Annotated in this window: 13 protein-coding genes; 8 read left to right on the top strand and 5 right to left on the bottom strand. The window is 67.8% G+C overall.

Going from position 1 to position 14,991, the window contains the following annotated elements:
- From PLC66_RS13095 to PLC66_RS13110, 4 genes are all read right to left on the bottom strand, one after another.
- Nucleotides 1–1,579: branched-chain amino acid ABC transporter ATP-binding protein/permease (locus PLC66_RS13095; protein ID WP_324541097.1), on the bottom strand; the 1,579-nt coding region annotated here is incomplete at its 3' end.
- Nucleotides 1,576–2,613 carry a branched-chain amino acid ABC transporter permease gene (locus PLC66_RS13100; protein ID WP_324541099.1) on the bottom strand — a complete coding sequence of 346 codons (1,038 nt, stop codon included), beginning with the start codon at nt 2,611–2,613 and terminating at the stop codon, nt 1,576–1,578. The genes PLC66_RS13095 and PLC66_RS13100, both read right to left, overlap by 4 nt.
- Before the next feature lie 122 nt (nt 2,614–2,735).
- Entirely contained in the window at nt 2,736–3,884 is a 1,149-nt protein-coding gene (locus PLC66_RS13105) for an ABC transporter substrate-binding protein (RefSeq protein WP_324541101.1), read from the bottom strand.
- A gap of 160 nt (nt 3,885–4,044) precedes the next feature.
- The gene (locus PLC66_RS13110) at nt 4,045–4,863 is read right to left on the bottom strand and encodes an IclR family transcriptional regulator (protein WP_503012205.1); all 819 of its coding nucleotides are present in this window, start codon (nt 4,861–4,863) and stop codon (nt 4,045–4,047) included.
- Nucleotides 4,864–4,943: 80 nt separating this feature from the next.
- On the opposite strand from PLC66_RS13110, the gene paaY reads away from it, so the two are divergent.
- Nucleotides 4,944–5,561 carry a phenylacetic acid degradation protein PaaY gene (gene paaY, locus PLC66_RS13115; RefSeq protein WP_324541105.1) on the top strand — a complete coding sequence of 206 codons (618 nt, stop codon included), beginning with the start codon at nt 4,944–4,946 and terminating at the stop codon, nt 5,559–5,561.
- A gap of 94 nt (nt 5,562–5,655) precedes the next feature.
- Here the strand turns inward: paaY and paaX are convergent, their stop codons facing one another.
- Nucleotides 5,656–6,600 (bottom strand): phenylacetic acid degradation operon negative regulatory protein PaaX, encoded by a 945-nt coding sequence (paaX, locus tag PLC66_RS13120; protein ID WP_324541107.1) that lies wholly within the window; start codon nt 6,598–6,600, stop codon nt 5,656–5,658.
- A 460-nt stretch (nt 6,601–7,060) separates the two neighbouring features.
- Between paaX and paaN the strand changes: the two genes are divergently transcribed.
- From paaN to PLC66_RS13155, 7 genes are all read left to right on the top strand, one after another.
- A complete protein-coding gene (gene paaN, locus PLC66_RS13125) occupies nt 7,061–8,728 on the top strand; it encodes a phenylacetic acid degradation protein PaaN (RefSeq protein WP_324541109.1) in 1,668 nt (555 codons plus the stop codon).
- A 10-nt stretch (nt 8,729–8,738) separates the two neighbouring features.
- On the top strand, nt 8,739–9,533 hold the full coding sequence (gene paaG / locus PLC66_RS13130; RefSeq protein WP_324541111.1) for a 2-(1,2-epoxy-1,2-dihydrophenyl)acetyl-CoA isomerase PaaG: 795 nt from the start codon (nt 8,739–8,741) through the stop codon (nt 9,531–9,533).
- A 68-nt stretch (nt 9,534–9,601) separates the two neighbouring features.
- Nucleotides 9,602–11,074, top strand: coding sequence for a 3-hydroxyacyl-CoA dehydrogenase PaaH (paaH, locus tag PLC66_RS13135; RefSeq protein ID WP_503012206.1), 1,473 nt, complete (start codon nt 9,602–9,604; stop codon nt 11,072–11,074).
- A complete protein-coding gene (gene paaI / locus PLC66_RS13140) occupies nt 11,067–11,534 on the top strand; it encodes a hydroxyphenylacetyl-CoA thioesterase PaaI (RefSeq protein ID WP_324541115.1) in 468 nt (155 codons plus the stop codon). Before paaH ends, paaI begins: the two co-directional genes overlap by 8 nt.
- A gap of 36 nt (nt 11,535–11,570) precedes the next feature.
- Nucleotides 11,571–12,896, top strand: coding sequence for a phenylacetate--CoA ligase PaaK (gene paaK, locus PLC66_RS13145; RefSeq protein WP_324541117.1), 1,326 nt, complete (start codon nt 11,571–11,573; stop codon nt 12,894–12,896).
- A gap of 10 nt (nt 12,897–12,906) precedes the next feature.
- Nucleotides 12,907–14,112, top strand: coding sequence for a 3-oxoadipyl-CoA thiolase (pcaF, locus tag PLC66_RS13150; RefSeq protein WP_324541119.1), 1,206 nt, complete (start codon nt 12,907–12,909; stop codon nt 14,110–14,112).
- Between the two features lie 16 nt (nt 14,113–14,128).
- Nucleotides 14,129–14,914, top strand: a complete 786-nt coding sequence (locus PLC66_RS13155) for an enoyl-CoA hydratase/isomerase family protein (protein WP_324541121.1) — start codon at nt 14,129–14,131, stop codon at nt 14,912–14,914.
- The last annotated feature ends 77 nt before the right edge of the window (nt 14,915–14,991 follow it).

Below are 14,991 nucleotides of genomic sequence, written 5' to 3' on the forward strand. Positions count from 1 at the left end.
GCAGGCCGGCCGCGGGCTCATCGAGCAGCAACAGGCAGGGGTCGGCGCACAGCGCGCGCGCAATCTCGAGGATGCGCTGCTGGCCCAGGGCCAGGCTGCCCGCCTCCTCATACATGTGGTCCTTGAGGCCCACGCGCTCGATCTGATACGCGGCCTCCTTCAGGATGCGCGCTTCTTCGGCGCGGTCCAGGCGCCAGGCCGCGCTCAGCACGCCCTTGTTGCTTCTGAGGTGGGCGCCGATGGCGACGTTCTCGAGCACGCTCATGGTCGGCAAGAGTTTGACGTGCTGGAAGCTGCGGCTCATGCCCATGCGGGCGATCTCGCGCGAGTCGTGGCCGGCGATCGGCTTGCCGAGGAAGCGCACCTCGCCCGAGGTCGGGGTGTCGACGCCCGAGATCTGGTTGAACATGGTGCTCTTGCCCGCGCCGTTGGGGCCGATCAGCGCAAGGATCTCGCCCGCGCGCACCTCCAGGCTCATGGCGTTGTTGGCCACCAGGCCGCCGAACTTGCGCGTGACGTCCTTGGCTTCGAGGATCAGCGTGCCGGCAGCGGGCAGCGTGCGCCGCGGCAGCGGTTCGGCATTCGGGTCGATGGTCTTGTGGATGGCGCGCATCGGCACCAGTTTCTTCAGGATCGGCCACACGCCTTCGCGGGCGCGGTGCAGCACGAGCACCATCAGGATGCCGAACACGATCATCTCGAAGTTGCCGCTCGCCCCCAGCAGGTTGGGCAGCCAGTCCTGCAACCACTGCTTGAGCACGGTGATGACGCCGGCGCCGACGATCGCGCCCCACACGTAGCCCGCGCCGCCCACCACCGCCATGAACAGGTACTCGATGCCGATGTGCACGCCGAACGGGGTCGGATTGACGAAGCGCTGCATGTGGGCGTAGAGCCAGCCCGAGGCACAGGCCAAGAGTGCGGCGATGACGAAGATCACCATGCGCGCCCGTGCGGTATCGACCCCCATCGCCTCGGCCATCACCCGCCCGCCCTTCAAGGCGCGGATGGCGCGGCCTTCGCGCGAGTCGAGCAGGTTGTGGGTGGTGAGCATGCCCAGCAGCAGGAAGGCCCAGATCAGGTAGAAGATCTCGCCGCCCTCGTCCAGCGTCCAGCCAAAGAGGCTGATCGGCGGGATGCCGGTGATGCCGGTGTGCCCGCCCAGGCTCGCCATGGTGCCGAACAGGAAGTACAGGCTGATGCCCCAGGCGATGGTGCCCAGCGGCAGGAAGTGGCCCGAGAGTTTCAGGGTGAGCGAGCCGATCAGCACCGCGACCCCCGCGGTGAGGATGAGACCTGCGATCAGCGTGAGCCAGGGCGAGGCGCCCACCCAGGCGATCCAGGCGGGCAGATCAGAAGCGGTGCTGAGCGCGGCGGTGGTGTAGGCCCCCAGCCCGACGAAGGCGGCCTGGCCGAAGCTGGTCAGGCCCCCCACCCCGGTCAGGAGCACCAGGCCCAGCGCCACCATCGCGTACAGGCCGATGTAGTTCAACAAGGTGACGTAGTACGGCGACAGCAGCGCCGGCACCGCGAGCAGCAGGGCGAGGAAGGCCCCGAGCACCAGACGGTCGGTTCTCATTCTTCTTCCTCCACGTGACGGCTGGTGAGCGAGCGCCACAGCAGCACGGGAATGATCAGGGTGAAGACGATGACTTCCTTGTAGGCGCTGGCCCAGAACGAGGCGAAGGCTTCGAGCAGGCCCACCACCAGCGCGCCGGCCGCGGCCAGCGGGTAGCTCGCCAGGCCGCCGATGATGGCGGCAACGAAGCCCTTCAGGCCGATGAGGAAGCCGGTGTCGTAGTAGATGGTGGTGATCGGGGCGATCAGCACCCCGGACAGCGCGCCGATGAAGGCGGCCAGCAAAAACGTGAGCTTGCCCGCGAGCGTGGGCGAGATCCCCATCAGCTGGGCGCCGACGCGGTTGATCGCGGTCGCGCGCAGCGCCTTGCCGTACAGCGTGCGCTCGAAGAACTGGTACAGCGCCACGATCAGCAGCACCGACACCACCAGCACCCAGATCGTCTGCCCGGACACCATCAGCGGGCCGAGCTCGAAGCTGGCGTCGCTGAAGGCGGGCGTGCGTTGGCCTTCGGCGCCGAAGAAGAGCAGACCGAGGCCGACCATCGCGATGTGCAGCGCCACCGACACGATCAAGAGGATCAGCACCGGGGCGGAGGCGATCGGCTGGTACATCAGGCGGTACATCATCGGGCCCATCGGCACCACGATCGCCAGGGTCAGGATCACCTGCAGCGCCAGCGGCAGTTCATTGGCGGGCAGCGCGGAGAGCAGCCCGGCGAGCGCCAGCGGATAGGCCAGGTTCCAGCCCGCCACGCCCGCGGCGCGGCGCATCTGGCCGGCCTTCAAGGCCTTGGCGCCATCGAGCACGGTCACCAGCACCCCCATCGCCAGCAGCAGCCACACGGTCGCCGGCAGCGTGCCCGACTGCATCATCGCCAGCGTCAGTGCCCCGTAGGCGACGAACTCGCCCTGCTGGATGAAGATCACCCGCGTGACCGCGAACACCAGCACCAGGGCCAGCGCCAACAGCGCGTAGATCGCGCCGTTGGTGATGCCGTCCTGGCCCAGGATCAGTGCAATTGTTGCATCCATGGATATGCCCCATCCGAGCCGGCCGTCATCGAGAGCCGGCTGCTCTTCCTCACTCGCGCCGGCGATGCCGGCAAAACAAAGCGGGAGCGAGGCGCTCGCACGCCCCGCTCCCGCTCAGGCGCTTACTTCAGCAGCGACCATTGGCCATCGCGAATCTCGATCATCACGCGCGAGCGCTCGTCCAGGCCGAGGTGATCCTCGGCGCTCATGGTGTAGATGCCGGTGGCGCCGGCGACTTCCTTGATCCCCTCGAGCGCATCGCGCAGCGCGGCGCGGAACTCGCTCGTGCCGGGCTTGGCCGACTGCAGCGCGGCCGGAACGGCGGCCTCGAGCAGCACGCCGGCGTCCCAGGCGTAGGCACCGAAGCTCGACACCGAGCCCGGACCATGGACCGCCTCGTACTTCTCGACATAGGCCAGCGCGGTCGCCTTCACAGGGTGGCTGTCGGGCAGGCTGCGCGCCATCTGCACCGGACCGACCGGCAACAGCGTGCCTTCGCAGTCCTTGCCGCAGATGCGCAGGAAGTCGTTGTTGGCGACGCCGTGGGTCTGGTAGATCGGCCCCTTGTAGCCGCGCTCGCGCAACGTCTTCTGCGGCAGCGCCGCCGGCGTGCCGGAGCCGACGATGAACACCGCGTCGGGCTTGGCCGACATCAGCTTGAGCGCCTGGCCGGTGACCGAGGTGTCGGCGGGGTTGAAGCGCTCATTGGCGACGATCTCGATGCCCTTCTCATCGGCGAGCTTCTTGAACTGCTCGTACCAGCCCTCGCCGTAGGCGTTGGCGAAGCCGATGAAGGACACCTTCTTGACGTTGTTGGCGCCCATGTGCTCGATGATCGCCGAGGCCATCTGCTGGTCGTTCTGCGGGGTCTTGAAGATCCAGCGCTTCTTGTCGTCCATCGGCGCCACGATGCGGGCCGATGCGGCCATCGAGATCATCGGCGTCTGGGTCTCGGCAGCGACGTCCACCATGGCGAGCGAGGCCGGGCTGGTGGTGGAACCGATGATGACGTCCACCTTGTCCTCGGCAACCAGCTTGCGTGCGTTCTTGACCGCGGTCGTGGTGTCGGAGGCGTCATCGAGAACGATGTAGCGCACCGACTCGCCACCGATGGTGGTCGGCAGCAGCGACACCGTGTTGCGCTCCGGGATGCCCAGCGAGGCGGCAGGGCCGGTCGCGGACACGACGACGCCGACCTTGATTTCCGCCTGCGCGGCGGTCGCGGCGAAGGCGAGGCCGAGGGCGGCCAGCAGGGTATTACGCAGTTTCATGATGTCTCCTCCAGTGGTGGTGCCGTATGCCGGTGCGCCTGTTCCGGCGTGTCGTTGGCGCCCGCTCGGGTGGCGGTAATTCTGAAATGCAGAACTGATTCTGTGAATTAGAAGTGATACAAAAGAACCAGTCAAGAAAAAAAAATGTATCGATTAGACTTCAGGGCTCGGCACGCTCGTCGAGGAGGCTGGCAGCTGCGGTGGTCGAGCCGAGACGGATCGACAACTGGACGCAGGCGCGCTTCAGTGTGCTCAGCGTCGGGCCCTCAGGATCAAGATCGAGCGTGCCCTCGACACCGACAACGGCGATGCTCATGCTGATCTCGTTCTTGAAGTTGAACACCGGACCGGCTGCAGCCTCGACGCCGCGGGCGAAATAGCCGCTCGAGATGACGGCCAGGCCCTGTGCGCGCACGTCGGCGAGCAGCCGACGCGCCTCCTCGAGGCTGGCGACCGGGGTAGCCAGCTTGCCCGACTTGATCTCCTGGCGCAGCAGCGCATCGGTCTGCTGCTCGGGCAACCAGGCGGCGAACACGCGGCCGGCGGCCGAGCCGAGCAGGCTAAGGTGGGTGCCGGTGAGCACGTTGACCGTGATCGGGCGCCGCGGCCGTTCCCAGCGCACGACGACCGGGCCGCGCTCGCTCCACACCGCGAGGGCGACGGTCTCGTTGGTGAGGTCGCGCAGCTCGCTGATCGCGGCGAGGCCGAGGCGGATGCGGTCCACCCGGTCGAGGGCGACGAGGCCGAGGTTGAGGGCGAAGGGCCCGAGGTCGTAGCGCGAGGTGAGCCGGTCCTGCTCGACCAGCCCCGAGCGTATCAGGCTGACCAGGTAGCGATGGGCCTTGGAAGGCGGCATGTCCGCAGCCTGCGCGATGTCCTTGAGCATCATGGATCGCTTACCGCTGACCATCGCGCGCAGGATGCTCATGCCCACTTCGAGGGACTGCACGCCATGCTTGCCGTCGAGTTCGTCGTTCATGAGGGCACTGTTCATAAAATTACTTATTGAAGAATTATTTTCTTTATATGTAACATAAGCCCAAACAGCGGAGAACGGCAATGACCCAACTGAAAGTCTACGCAATCGACGGCATCGTGCCGGTGGTGGATCCGACCGCGTATGTACATCCCTCGGCGGTGCTGATCGGCGACGTGATCGTCGGTCCGGGCTGCTACGTCGGCCCCTGCGCCAGCCTGCGCGGCGACTTCGGGCGGCTCATCCTCGAGCGCGGCTCCAACATCCAGGATACGTGCGTGATGCATGGCTTCCCCGGTACCGACACGGTCGTGGAGGAAGATGGCCACATCGGCCATGGCGCGGTGCTGCATGGCTGCCGGGTGGGGCGCAATGCGCTGGTCGGGATGAACGCGGTGATCATGGACAACGCGGTGATCGGCGAGGCGTCCATCGTTGCCGCGTCGGCTTTCGTCAAGGCCGGCGCCGAGATCCCGCCACGGGTGCTGGCCGCGGGCATGCCGGCGAAGGTGATCCGTCCGCTGTCGGACGACGAGATCCGCTGGAAGAGCGAGGGCACTGCGACCTACCAGGACCTCACTCGCCGCAGCCTGGCGACGATGCAGGAGACCACGGCGCTGACGGCGGTCGAGCCTGGACGCAAGCGCATCCACATGCCCGATGTCGTGCCGCTGGTGGAACTGCGGCGCAAGGAAGATTGAGGGCGGGATCCAGCAGGTCGCCGCCGTGCGGACGCTTTGCTGGATCCGGCGCAGGCGCACCGCGCGTCGGTGCGCCGCGCCACAAAGCGGGCGATCAACCTGCGTCGCTCAGCGGATCGGCGTCCTGGAAGCGTTCGAACAGGCGCGGCGAAGCCTCGGGCGTGCGCCCGTCGGCCAGCTGAAAGTGCATCTCCAGATGGCGCTCGGACGGCGCCAGCAGGCGACGGTAAAGCTCACGGCAGAGCAGGCGCGCGCGCTGCCCGGGCCAGTCGGCGGCGAGCAACACGTCCGGCAGACCGGGATCGCGCAGCAGCAGGCGGCGATAGTCGTGAATCAGCAGCATCCGGCCGAGGAAGGCGCTCTCGTCGTCGCAGGCGCCCTCGCGCAGTTGCGTCAGGACCGGCTGGTAGCGCTCGACGAAGTCTCGATAGGTCGCGGCCAAGCCCTCGAGGTTCCACGCCGCGTGCACCAGCTCGGCGTCGCTTGCCGCCGTGCCAAGCGCGGCATCGGCCGCCAACAGCGGCTTGAGCTTGGGCACGAGCCCGCCCAGGCCCTCGCCGACGAGGGCGTCGAAGGCCGCAATCAGGTCGGCGCTCGGATGAATGAAGCAGTCGCCGTTCAATGTGCCGAAACCCTGCCAGAACAAGGCCCGGCGCAAGCGCTCGCGATCCTTCGCAGCGAGTTCGCCCACCGTCACCACCAGGCGCCAGCGCCGATCCCAGCCCTGGGCGGTCGATGCGTAGATGCGGCGCGAGGCGTCCTCGATGCGTTGCAGTCCGGAAGCGGTGAGCAGGTAGTCCGTGCGCCGACCGCAGGGTTCGCTGCGCAGCCACTCGTCGCGCACCAGCCGGAACACCGAGGTCCGCACCAGTCGCTCGTTCAATCCCAGCGGCTCGAGCAGGCGGATGAGGCTGCCCAGCCAGATGCGCCCCCCGCGCGGCACCACCGCGTCGCCAAAGGCCGAGATGATCAGCGACCCCGCCTGCACGCGATCCTGCTTGCGAAATGCTTCGAGGCGGTCCTGAATGGAAGTGGTCACGGATTGACGGGTTTGGGCACTTGCGGGCGCGAAGTCTATCGGCTCCAGCGGATTGCGCATAGCACCCCTGCGGGCAGCGTGAAGCGGTGTGGTCGTGGGCATGGTCTGGGTGTCCGGGCAGGCGCTCAGGGCGAACGCTCACGATGCTGCGGCACAGCGTTTCGGCGAGCATCATCGCGAGCCTTTTAAATGATACATACGATACGATGATAAGTATCACAAAGGTATCTAATAAATACCATCAAGAGCGGCATTATCATTCATTAACTTCCACAAAAATGATGAATGATTCTCATGAAAACATTAAATATATGATTTGTCTATAGTTACGATCTCGGAAACAAGTTATGTATAACAGAACACAGAACGATCCGATACCATAAACGAGATACAGATGATTGACATAGACAGAATCAATTTGTATCGTTTGAAGCACAAGACCACCCACCCGGAGAGACCAATGACCCACCCCCTGCTCGAGAAGCATCGCGCCACCCTGGAAGGCGCGCTCAACGCCATCGCCACCCGCGGCTACTGGTCCCCGTTCCCCGAGATGCCGAGCCCCAAGCTGTATGGCGAGACGGCGCCGGACGAGGGCAAGCGTGCGTTCGAGGCCCACCTGGGCAAGCGCTTCGAGCTGGATCAGCCGGGCCAGACCGGCTGGCACGGGGGTGAGTCCTCGCCCTATGGCATCACGCTCGACGTCAGCTATCCGGTGTGCGAGCCCGATGCGCTGATCGCCGCCGGTCTCGAGGCGATGCAGGGCTGGCAGGCAGTGGGCGCGGACGGCCGCACCGGCGTCTGCCTGGAGATCCTCGACCGCCTCAACAAGCAGAGCTTCGAGATCGCCCATGCGGTGATGATGACCTCCGGCCAGGGCTGGATGATGGCCTTCCAGGCCGGTGGCCCGCACGCCCAGGACCGCGGCCTCGAGGCCGTGACCTACGCCTGGCGCGAGCAGAGCTTCGTGCCGGCCGAGACCACCTGGGAGAAGCCGCAGGGCAAGAATCCGCCGCTGGTGATGAAGAAGCACTTCCAGATCGTCGGCCGCGGCGTCGGCCTGGTGATCGGCTGCGGCACCTTCCCGACCTGGAACACCTATCCGGGCCTGTTCGCCGCGCTCGCCACCGGCAATGCAGTGATCGTCAAGCCGCACAGCAACGCCATCCTGCCCGCCGCGATCACCGTGCGCACGATCCGCGCCGTGCTCGCCGAGAACGGCATCGATCCCAACCTGGTCTCGCTGTGCGTGGCCACCAAGCGCACCGTGACCCAGGCGCTCGCCACCCATCCGGCGGTCAAGTCGGTCGATTTCACCGGCAGCAACGTGTTCGGCCAGTGGCTGATCGACAACTGCCGCCAGGCCCAGGTCTATGCCGAGCTCGCCGGTGTGAACAACATCGTCATCGACTCCACCGACGCCTACAAGGCGATGCTCAACAACCTCGCCTTCACGCTGTCGCTCTACTCCGGCCAGATGTGCACCACCTCGCAGGCGATCTTCGTGCCCGCCGGCGGCATCGACACCGAGGACGGCCACAAGAGCTATGACGAGTTCTGCGCCGACCTCGCCAGGTCGGTCGAGCGCTTCCTGTCCAAGCCCGAAGTCGCCTTTGCTGTGCTCGGCGCGATCCAGTCGGCCGACACTGCCGAGCGCATCGACATCGCCAACAGCGGCGCGCTGGGCAAGGTCGTGCTCGCCTCGCAGAAGCTCGACAACCCCGAGTTCCCCGGCGCCAAGGTGCGCACCCCGGCTCTGCTCGCCTGCGATGCGGCCGACGAGAAGGCCTACATGGAAGAGCGCTTCGGCCCGATCAGCTTCATCGTCAAGGTCGCCGACACCGCCGCCGGCATCGCGCTGTCCGAGCGCGTGGTCAGCACTCATGGCGCGCTGACGGTCGGCCTCTACTCCACCAGGCAGGACGTCATCGACGCCATGACCGAGGCCACCTGGCGCGGCAAGGTCGCGCTGTCGATCAATCTCACGGGTGGCATCTTCGTGAACCAGTCGGCGGCCTTCTCCGACTACCACGGCACCGGCGGCAACCCTTCGGCCAACGCCTCGTACTCGGATTCGGCCTTCGTCGCCAACCGCTTCCGCGTTGTCCAGCGTCGCTATCACGCCTAAGGAGCCGCTCATGGACTACAAGAACATCCAGTTCGCAGTGGAGGCAGGCATCGCCCGCCTGACGCTGAACCGCCCCGACAAGCTCAACAGCTTCACCGGCGAGATGCACGCCGAGCTGCGTGACGCGCTCGACCGCGTCCAGGCCGACAAGGCCGTGCGCGTGCTGGTGCTGAGCGGCGCCGGGCGCGCCTTCTGCGCCGGCCAGGACCTCGCCGATCCCGACATGGCTGCGGTGGGCGGCAAGATGCCCGACATCGGCAACGTCGTCGAAAAGAACTACAAGCCGCTGGTGCTGCGCCTGCAGAACCTGCGCGTGCCCACCATCGCTGCGGTCAATGGCATTGCCGCCGGCGCCGGCGCCAGCGTGGCGCTGGCCTGCGACCTGGTGGTTGCGGCGAAATCCGCCTCCTTCCTGCAGGCCTTCAGCAAAATCGGCCTGGTGCCCGACACTGGCGGCACCTGGTTCCTGCCCCAGCGCGTCGGCATGGCGCGCGCGATGGGCCTGGCGCTGCTGGCCGACAAGCTGCCCGCCGAGAAGGCCGCCGACTGGGGCCTGATCTGGGCCGCCTACGACGACGCCGAGTTCGGCGCCAAGGTGGATGCGATGGCGGCACAGCTCGCCAGCATGCCGACCAAGGCGCTGGTGCGCACCCGCCAGGCCATGCACGCCGCGCCCGGCCACACGCTCGAGCAGCAGCTCTCCTTCGAAGGCGGCTTCATGCGCGAGCTGGGCTGGAGCCCGGACTACGCCGAAGGCGTCGCCGCCTTCATGGAAAAACGCGCACCGAAGTTCACCGGGGAATGAGCGTGACGTCGCCCCACACCTCCGCCCTCCCCACCTCGACCGTCATCGCCGTCGTCGGCACCGGTGCCATGGGCGCTGGTATCGCCCAGGTGGCGGCCACCGCCGGTCATGTGGTCAAGCTGCTCGACAACCGCCCCGGCGCCGCCGCCAAGGCGATCGAAGGCATCCGCGCCCAGTTCGGCAAGCTCGCCGACAAGGGCAAGCTGAGCGCCGAGGCCGCGCAAGCGGCCGGCCAACGCCTGGTCGCAGTCGAGCAGCTCGCCGACCTCGCGGATGCCGCGCTGGTGGTCGAAGCCATCGTCGAGAACCTCGAGGCCAAGCAGAAGCTGTATCGCGACCTCGAAGACATCGTCGGCGCCGACTGCCTCTTCGGCACCAACACCTCGTCGATCTCGGTGACCTCGATCGGTGCTGCACTCAAGCGTCCCGAGCGCCTCGCCGGCCTGCACTTCTTCAACCCGGCGCCGCTGATGAAGCTGGTCGAGATCGTGTCCGGCCTTGCCACCGACAAGGCGGTCGCCGACACCCTGTTCGCCACTGCCGCCGCGTGGGGCAAGACGCCGGTCCATGCGCGCTCGACGCCGGGCTTCATCGTCAACCGCGTCGCCCGCCCCTACTACGCCGAGGCGCTGCGCATCCTCAACGAGGGCGGCGGCGACTGCGCCACGCTGGATGCCATCATGCGCGACGCCGGTGGCTTTCGCATGGGGCCGTTCGAGCTGATGGACATGATCGGCCACGACGTTAACTTCGCCGTGACCCGCTCGGTGTGGAACGCCTTCTACAACGATCCGCGCTTCACCCCCTCGCTGATCCAGCAGGAACTGGTCGACGCCGGCTTCCTCGGGCGCAAGAACGGGCGCGGCTTCTACGATTACCGCGAGGGTGCCGAACGCCCTGCGCCGCAGGTCGCGGTGGCCCAGCAGGCGCCGGACGAGGTCGTGCTGCACGGCCACTCGGCCGCGGTCCATGCGCTCGCCGATCGCCTGTTCGAACGCAACATCCCCCACTCCTGGGGCGAGGGCAACGACGGCCGCATCGCCGAAGTCGGCGGTGCGGTGATCTTCGTCACCGACGGCCGCACCGCCACGCAGCGCGCCGCAGAGATGGGCATCGCCAACGTGGTGCTGATCGACCTCGCGCTGGATTACGCCAGCGCCCCTCGCATCGCCCTCGGCGCTGCGATCAACTGCTTCGCCCCCGCGGTGGGCGCCGCCGTCAGCCTGCTGCAGGCCGCCGGCTTCGAGGTCTGCCGCCTCGGCGACACGCCGGGCCTGGCGGTGATGCGCACCGTGGCGATGCTCGCCAACGAGGCCGCCGACGCGGTGAACCAGGGCGTGTGCGACGCCGCCGGCGCCGATGCGGCGATGAAACTGGGCGTGAACTACCCGCGCGGTCCGCTGGAATGGGCCGACCGCGTCGGCCTGCCGACGATCTGCACGGTGCTCGCCAACCTCGCCCGCTTCTACGGCGAAGACCGCTATCGCGTGTCGCCGCTGATCCAGCAGCGCGTCCTTGCCGGAAAGAAGATCCATGACTGAAAGACACGACATCCCTACCGACCCGCAGGCGCTGGCCGAGGCCGTCGCCGCGGCGATGTGGTCGCGCGACCGCGCCGCCCAGGCGCTGGGCATGCGCATCGAGGCCGTCGGCCCCGGCACCGCCACGCTCAGCATGCGGGTGCGCGGCGACATGGTGAATGGCCACCACATCTGCCACGGCGGCCTGATCTTCTCGCTCGCCGACACCGCCTTCGCCTACGCCTGCAACGCCTACAACCGCAACACCGTGGCCTCGGGCTGCAACATCGACTTCGTCGCCCCGGGCAAGGAAGGCGACACCCTGACGGCCGAGGCGGTCGAGCGCTCGGCGTCGGGCCGCACCGGTGTCTATGACATCACCGTGCGCGACAGCGCCGGCAGGACCGTCGCGCTCTTCCGCGGCAAGAGCTACCGCATCGCCGGCGAGGTCATCGCCGGCCTCGACGCAGAACAGGCCTGAGCGGCCACCCCAGAACAGAGAGGAGAACACGAAACCATGACCGTGAAGAGCCCCCGCCCCGGCGACCTCGATCCGATCGAAACCGCCAGCCGCGACGAGATTTCCGCCCTGCAACTGCAGCGCCTGCAGTGGTCGGTGCGCCACACCTACGACAACGTCGCGCCCTACCGCAAGCGCTGCGAGGAAGCCGGCGTGCACCCCGACGACCTGAAGTCGCTGGCCGACCTCGCCAAGTTCCCCTTCATGACGAAGACGGACCTGCGCGACAACTACCCCTTCGGCCTGTTCGCGGTGCCGCGCAACAAGGTGCTGCGCCTGCACGCTTCGAGCGGCACCACCGGCAAGTCGGTGGTCGTGGGCTACACCCGCAACGACCTCGACAACTGGGCCGACGTCGTCGCCCGTTCGCTGCGTGCCGCCGGCGTGCGCGCCGGCGACATGGTGCACAACGCCTACGGCTACGGCATGTTCACCGGCGGTCTAGGCGCGCACTACGGCATCGAGCGCGCCGGCTGCACCGCGGTGCCGATGTCCGGCGGCCAGACCGAGAAGCAGGTCCAGCAGATCATGGATTTCCGCCCCGACGCGATCATGGTCACGCCGTCCTACTCGCTGGTGATCGCCGAGGAGTTCGAGCGCCTCAACATCAAGCCTGAGGAAATCTCGCTCAAAGTCGGCATCTTCGGCGCCGAACCCTGGGGCGAAGGCATGCGCGCCGAGATCGAGCGCAAGCTCGGCATCGACGCCATCGACATCTACGGCCTCACCGAAGTCATGGGCCCGGGCGTGGCCAGCGAGTGCATCGAGACCAAGGACGGCCCGGTGATCTGGGAAGACCACTTCTACCCGGAGATCATCGACCCCGACACTGGCGAGGTGCTGCCCGACGGCGAGGAAGGCGAGCTGGTGTTCACCTCGCTGACCAAGGAGGCCTTCCCGGTCATCCGCTACCGCACCCGCGACCTCACCCGCCTGCTGCCGCCGACCGCACGGTCCTTCCGCCGCATCGGCAAGATCACCGGGCGCTCGGACGACATGCTGATCGTGCGTGGCGTGAACGTGTTCCCGACCCAGATCGAGGAGCAGATCCTGCGCGACCGCCGCCTGTCGGGCAACTACCAGATCGTGCTCACCCGCGACGGCCACCTCGACAACGTCGAGATCCGCGTCGAGGTCCAGCGTGAGCTGTCGGGCACGCTCAGCCGCACCGAGACCGAGACCATCGCGCGCGAGCTGCAGCACCACATCAAGACCATCATCGGCATCTCCACCAAGGTGAACGTGATGGAGTTCGACACCATTCCGCGCACGCTGACCGGCAAGGCTCGCCGCGTCATCGACCAGCGCCCGAAGCAACTCTGAGGAGCCGGCGATGACCCAAGCCTTCATCTGCGACGCCATCCGCACCCCGATCGGCCGCTACGGCGGCACCCTGGCCGCCGTGCGCGCCGACGACCTCGGCGCCGTGCCCCTCAAGGCCCTGATGGCGCGCAATCCCCAGGTCGACTGGGCCGCGGTGGAAGACATCATCTACGGCTGCGCCAACCAGGCCGGCGAGGACAACCGCAACGTCGCGCGCATGTCCGGCCTGCTCGCCGGCCTGCCGATCGAGGTGCCCGGCACCACGGTCAACCGCCTGTGCGGCTCCGGCATGGACGCCATCGGCCTGGCCGCGCGCTCGATCAAGTCGGGCGACACCGAGCTGATGATCGCCGGCGGCGTCGAGAGCATGTCGCGCGCGCCCTTCGTGATGGGCAAGGCCGAGTCCGCCTTCTCCCGCCAGGCCGCGATCTACGACACCACCATCGGCTGGCGCTTCGTCAACCCGCTGATGAAGAAGCTCTACGAGACGCACTCGATGCCGCAGACCGCGGACAACGTCGCCGCCGAGTTCAACATCGCACGCGCCGACCAGGACGCCTTCGCGCTGCGCTCGCAGCAGCGCTGGGCGGCCGCGCACGCCGCCGGCCGCTTCAAGGACGAGTTGGTGCCGGTGGAGATCCCGCGCAAGAAGGGCGAGCCGATCGTGTTCGACACCGACGAGCATCCGCGCCCGGAGACCACGCTCGAGATGCTGGCCAAGCTCAAGGGCGTCAATGGCCCGGAGCTCAGCGTCACCGCCGGCAACGCCTCGGGCGTCAATGACGGCGCCTGCGCGCTGCTGCTCGCCTCCGAGGCCGCCGCGGCAAAGCATGGCCTGACCCCGCGCGCCCGCGTCGTCGCCATGGCCAGCGCCGGCGTGCCGCCGCGCATCATGGGCTTCGGCCCGGCGCCCGCGGTGCGCAAGGTGCTGGCCAAGGCCGGCCTCAGCCTCGCGCAGATGGACGTCATCGAGCTCAACGAAGCCTTCGCCGCGCAGGCGCTCGCCGTGGTCCGCGACCTCGGCCTGGCCGACGACGAGGCGCGCGTGAACCCCAACGGCGGTGCGATCGCCATGGGCCACCCGCTCGGCATGAGCGGCGCGCGCCTGGTCACCACCGCGGCCTACGAGCTGCAGCGCCGCAATGGCCGCTACGCCTTGTGCACGATGTGCATCGGCGTCGGCCAGGGCATCGCGATGATCATCGAGCGCGTCTGAGGCACGGGACAGGGCCATGAACTACGAAACCCTCGCCATCGAGCGCCGCGGCGCCGTCGCCACGATCTGGATGGATCGGCCGGCGGTGTTCAACGCCTTCAACGAGCAGCTCATCGCCGAGCTCGCCGCCGCCTGCGCCGCGCTCGACGCCGACGCCGGCGTGCGCGTGGTAGTGCTCGCCGGTCGCGGCAAGCACTTCTCGGCGGGCGCCGACCTCAACTGGATGCGCCGCGCCGCCGACGGCAGCGAGGCCGACAACCTCGCCGATTCGCGCAAGTTCGCCGCCATGCTGCGCACCCTGTCGGGGATGTCGAAGCCGACCATCGCCCGCGTCCAGGGCGCGGCGCTGGGCGGCGGCACCGGCCTCACGGCCGCCTGCGACATGGCGATCGCCGCCGATGACGCCAGCTTCGCGACCTCCGAGGTCAAGTTCGGCATCATCCCCGCGGTGATCAGCCCCTACGTGCTGCGTGCCATCGGCCCGCGCCACGCGCTGCGCTACTTCCAGAGCGCCGAACGCTTCGGCGCTCTGGAAGCCAAAGCCATGGGACTGGTCAATGAGGTCGTCGCCGTAGACGAGCTCGACGCCGCGGTCGAGCGCCTGGTCCAGGCCCTGCTTGCCTGCGGTCCGCAAGCCCAGCTCGCCGCCAAGCAGCTGATCGCCGCTCTGACCGGGCGACCGATCGACGACGCCGTCAGCGAAGAAACCGCCACCCGCATCGCCCGTCAGCGCGCCACCGCCGAGGCCCGCGAAGGTTTCGCGGCCTTCTTCGACAAGCGCCCGCCGGCATGGATGGCATGAATACCCGCCGCGCACGACGCGCGGCGGCCGATTGAGGAGAGGGCGGGCCGCTTCCACGTCCCGCGTTCCGCGCCGGT

It is taken from the genome of Thauera sp. (assembly GCF_035444905.1).
Classification (GTDB): domain Bacteria; phylum Pseudomonadota; class Gammaproteobacteria; order Burkholderiales; family Rhodocyclaceae; genus Thauera.

Excerpts from the sequence above, each read along its gene's own strand:
- PLC66_RS13100 (WP_324541099.1), bottom strand. The coding sequence starts at position 2,613 with ATGGATGCAACAATTGCACTGATCCTGGGCCAGGACGGCATCACCAAC.
- PLC66_RS13105 (WP_324541101.1), bottom strand. The coding sequence starts at position 3,884 with ATGAAACTGCGTAATACCCTGCTGGCCGCCCTCGGCCTCGCCTTCGCC.
- PLC66_RS13110 (WP_503012205.1), bottom strand. The coding sequence starts at position 4,863 with ATGAACGACGAACTCGACGGCAAGCATGGCGTGCAGTCCCTCGAAGTG.
- paaY (WP_324541105.1), top strand. The coding sequence starts at position 4,944 with ATGACCCAACTGAAAGTCTACGCAATCGACGGCATCGTGCCGGTGGTG.
- paaN (WP_324541109.1), top strand. The coding sequence starts at position 7,061 with ATGACCCACCCCCTGCTCGAGAAGCATCGCGCCACCCTGGAAGGCGCG.
- paaG (WP_324541111.1), top strand. The coding sequence starts at position 8,739 with ATGGACTACAAGAACATCCAGTTCGCAGTGGAGGCAGGCATCGCCCGC.
- paaH (WP_503012206.1), top strand. The coding sequence starts at position 9,602 with ATGGGCGCTGGTATCGCCCAGGTGGCGGCCACCGCCGGTCATGTGGTC.
- paaI (WP_324541115.1), top strand. The coding sequence starts at position 11,067 with ATGACTGAAAGACACGACATCCCTACCGACCCGCAGGCGCTGGCCGAG.
- paaK (WP_324541117.1), top strand. The coding sequence starts at position 11,571 with ATGACCGTGAAGAGCCCCCGCCCCGGCGACCTCGATCCGATCGAAACC.
- pcaF (WP_324541119.1), top strand. The coding sequence starts at position 12,907 with ATGACCCAAGCCTTCATCTGCGACGCCATCCGCACCCCGATCGGCCGC.
- PLC66_RS13155 (WP_324541121.1), top strand. The coding sequence starts at position 14,129 with ATGAACTACGAAACCCTCGCCATCGAGCGCCGCGGCGCCGTCGCCACG.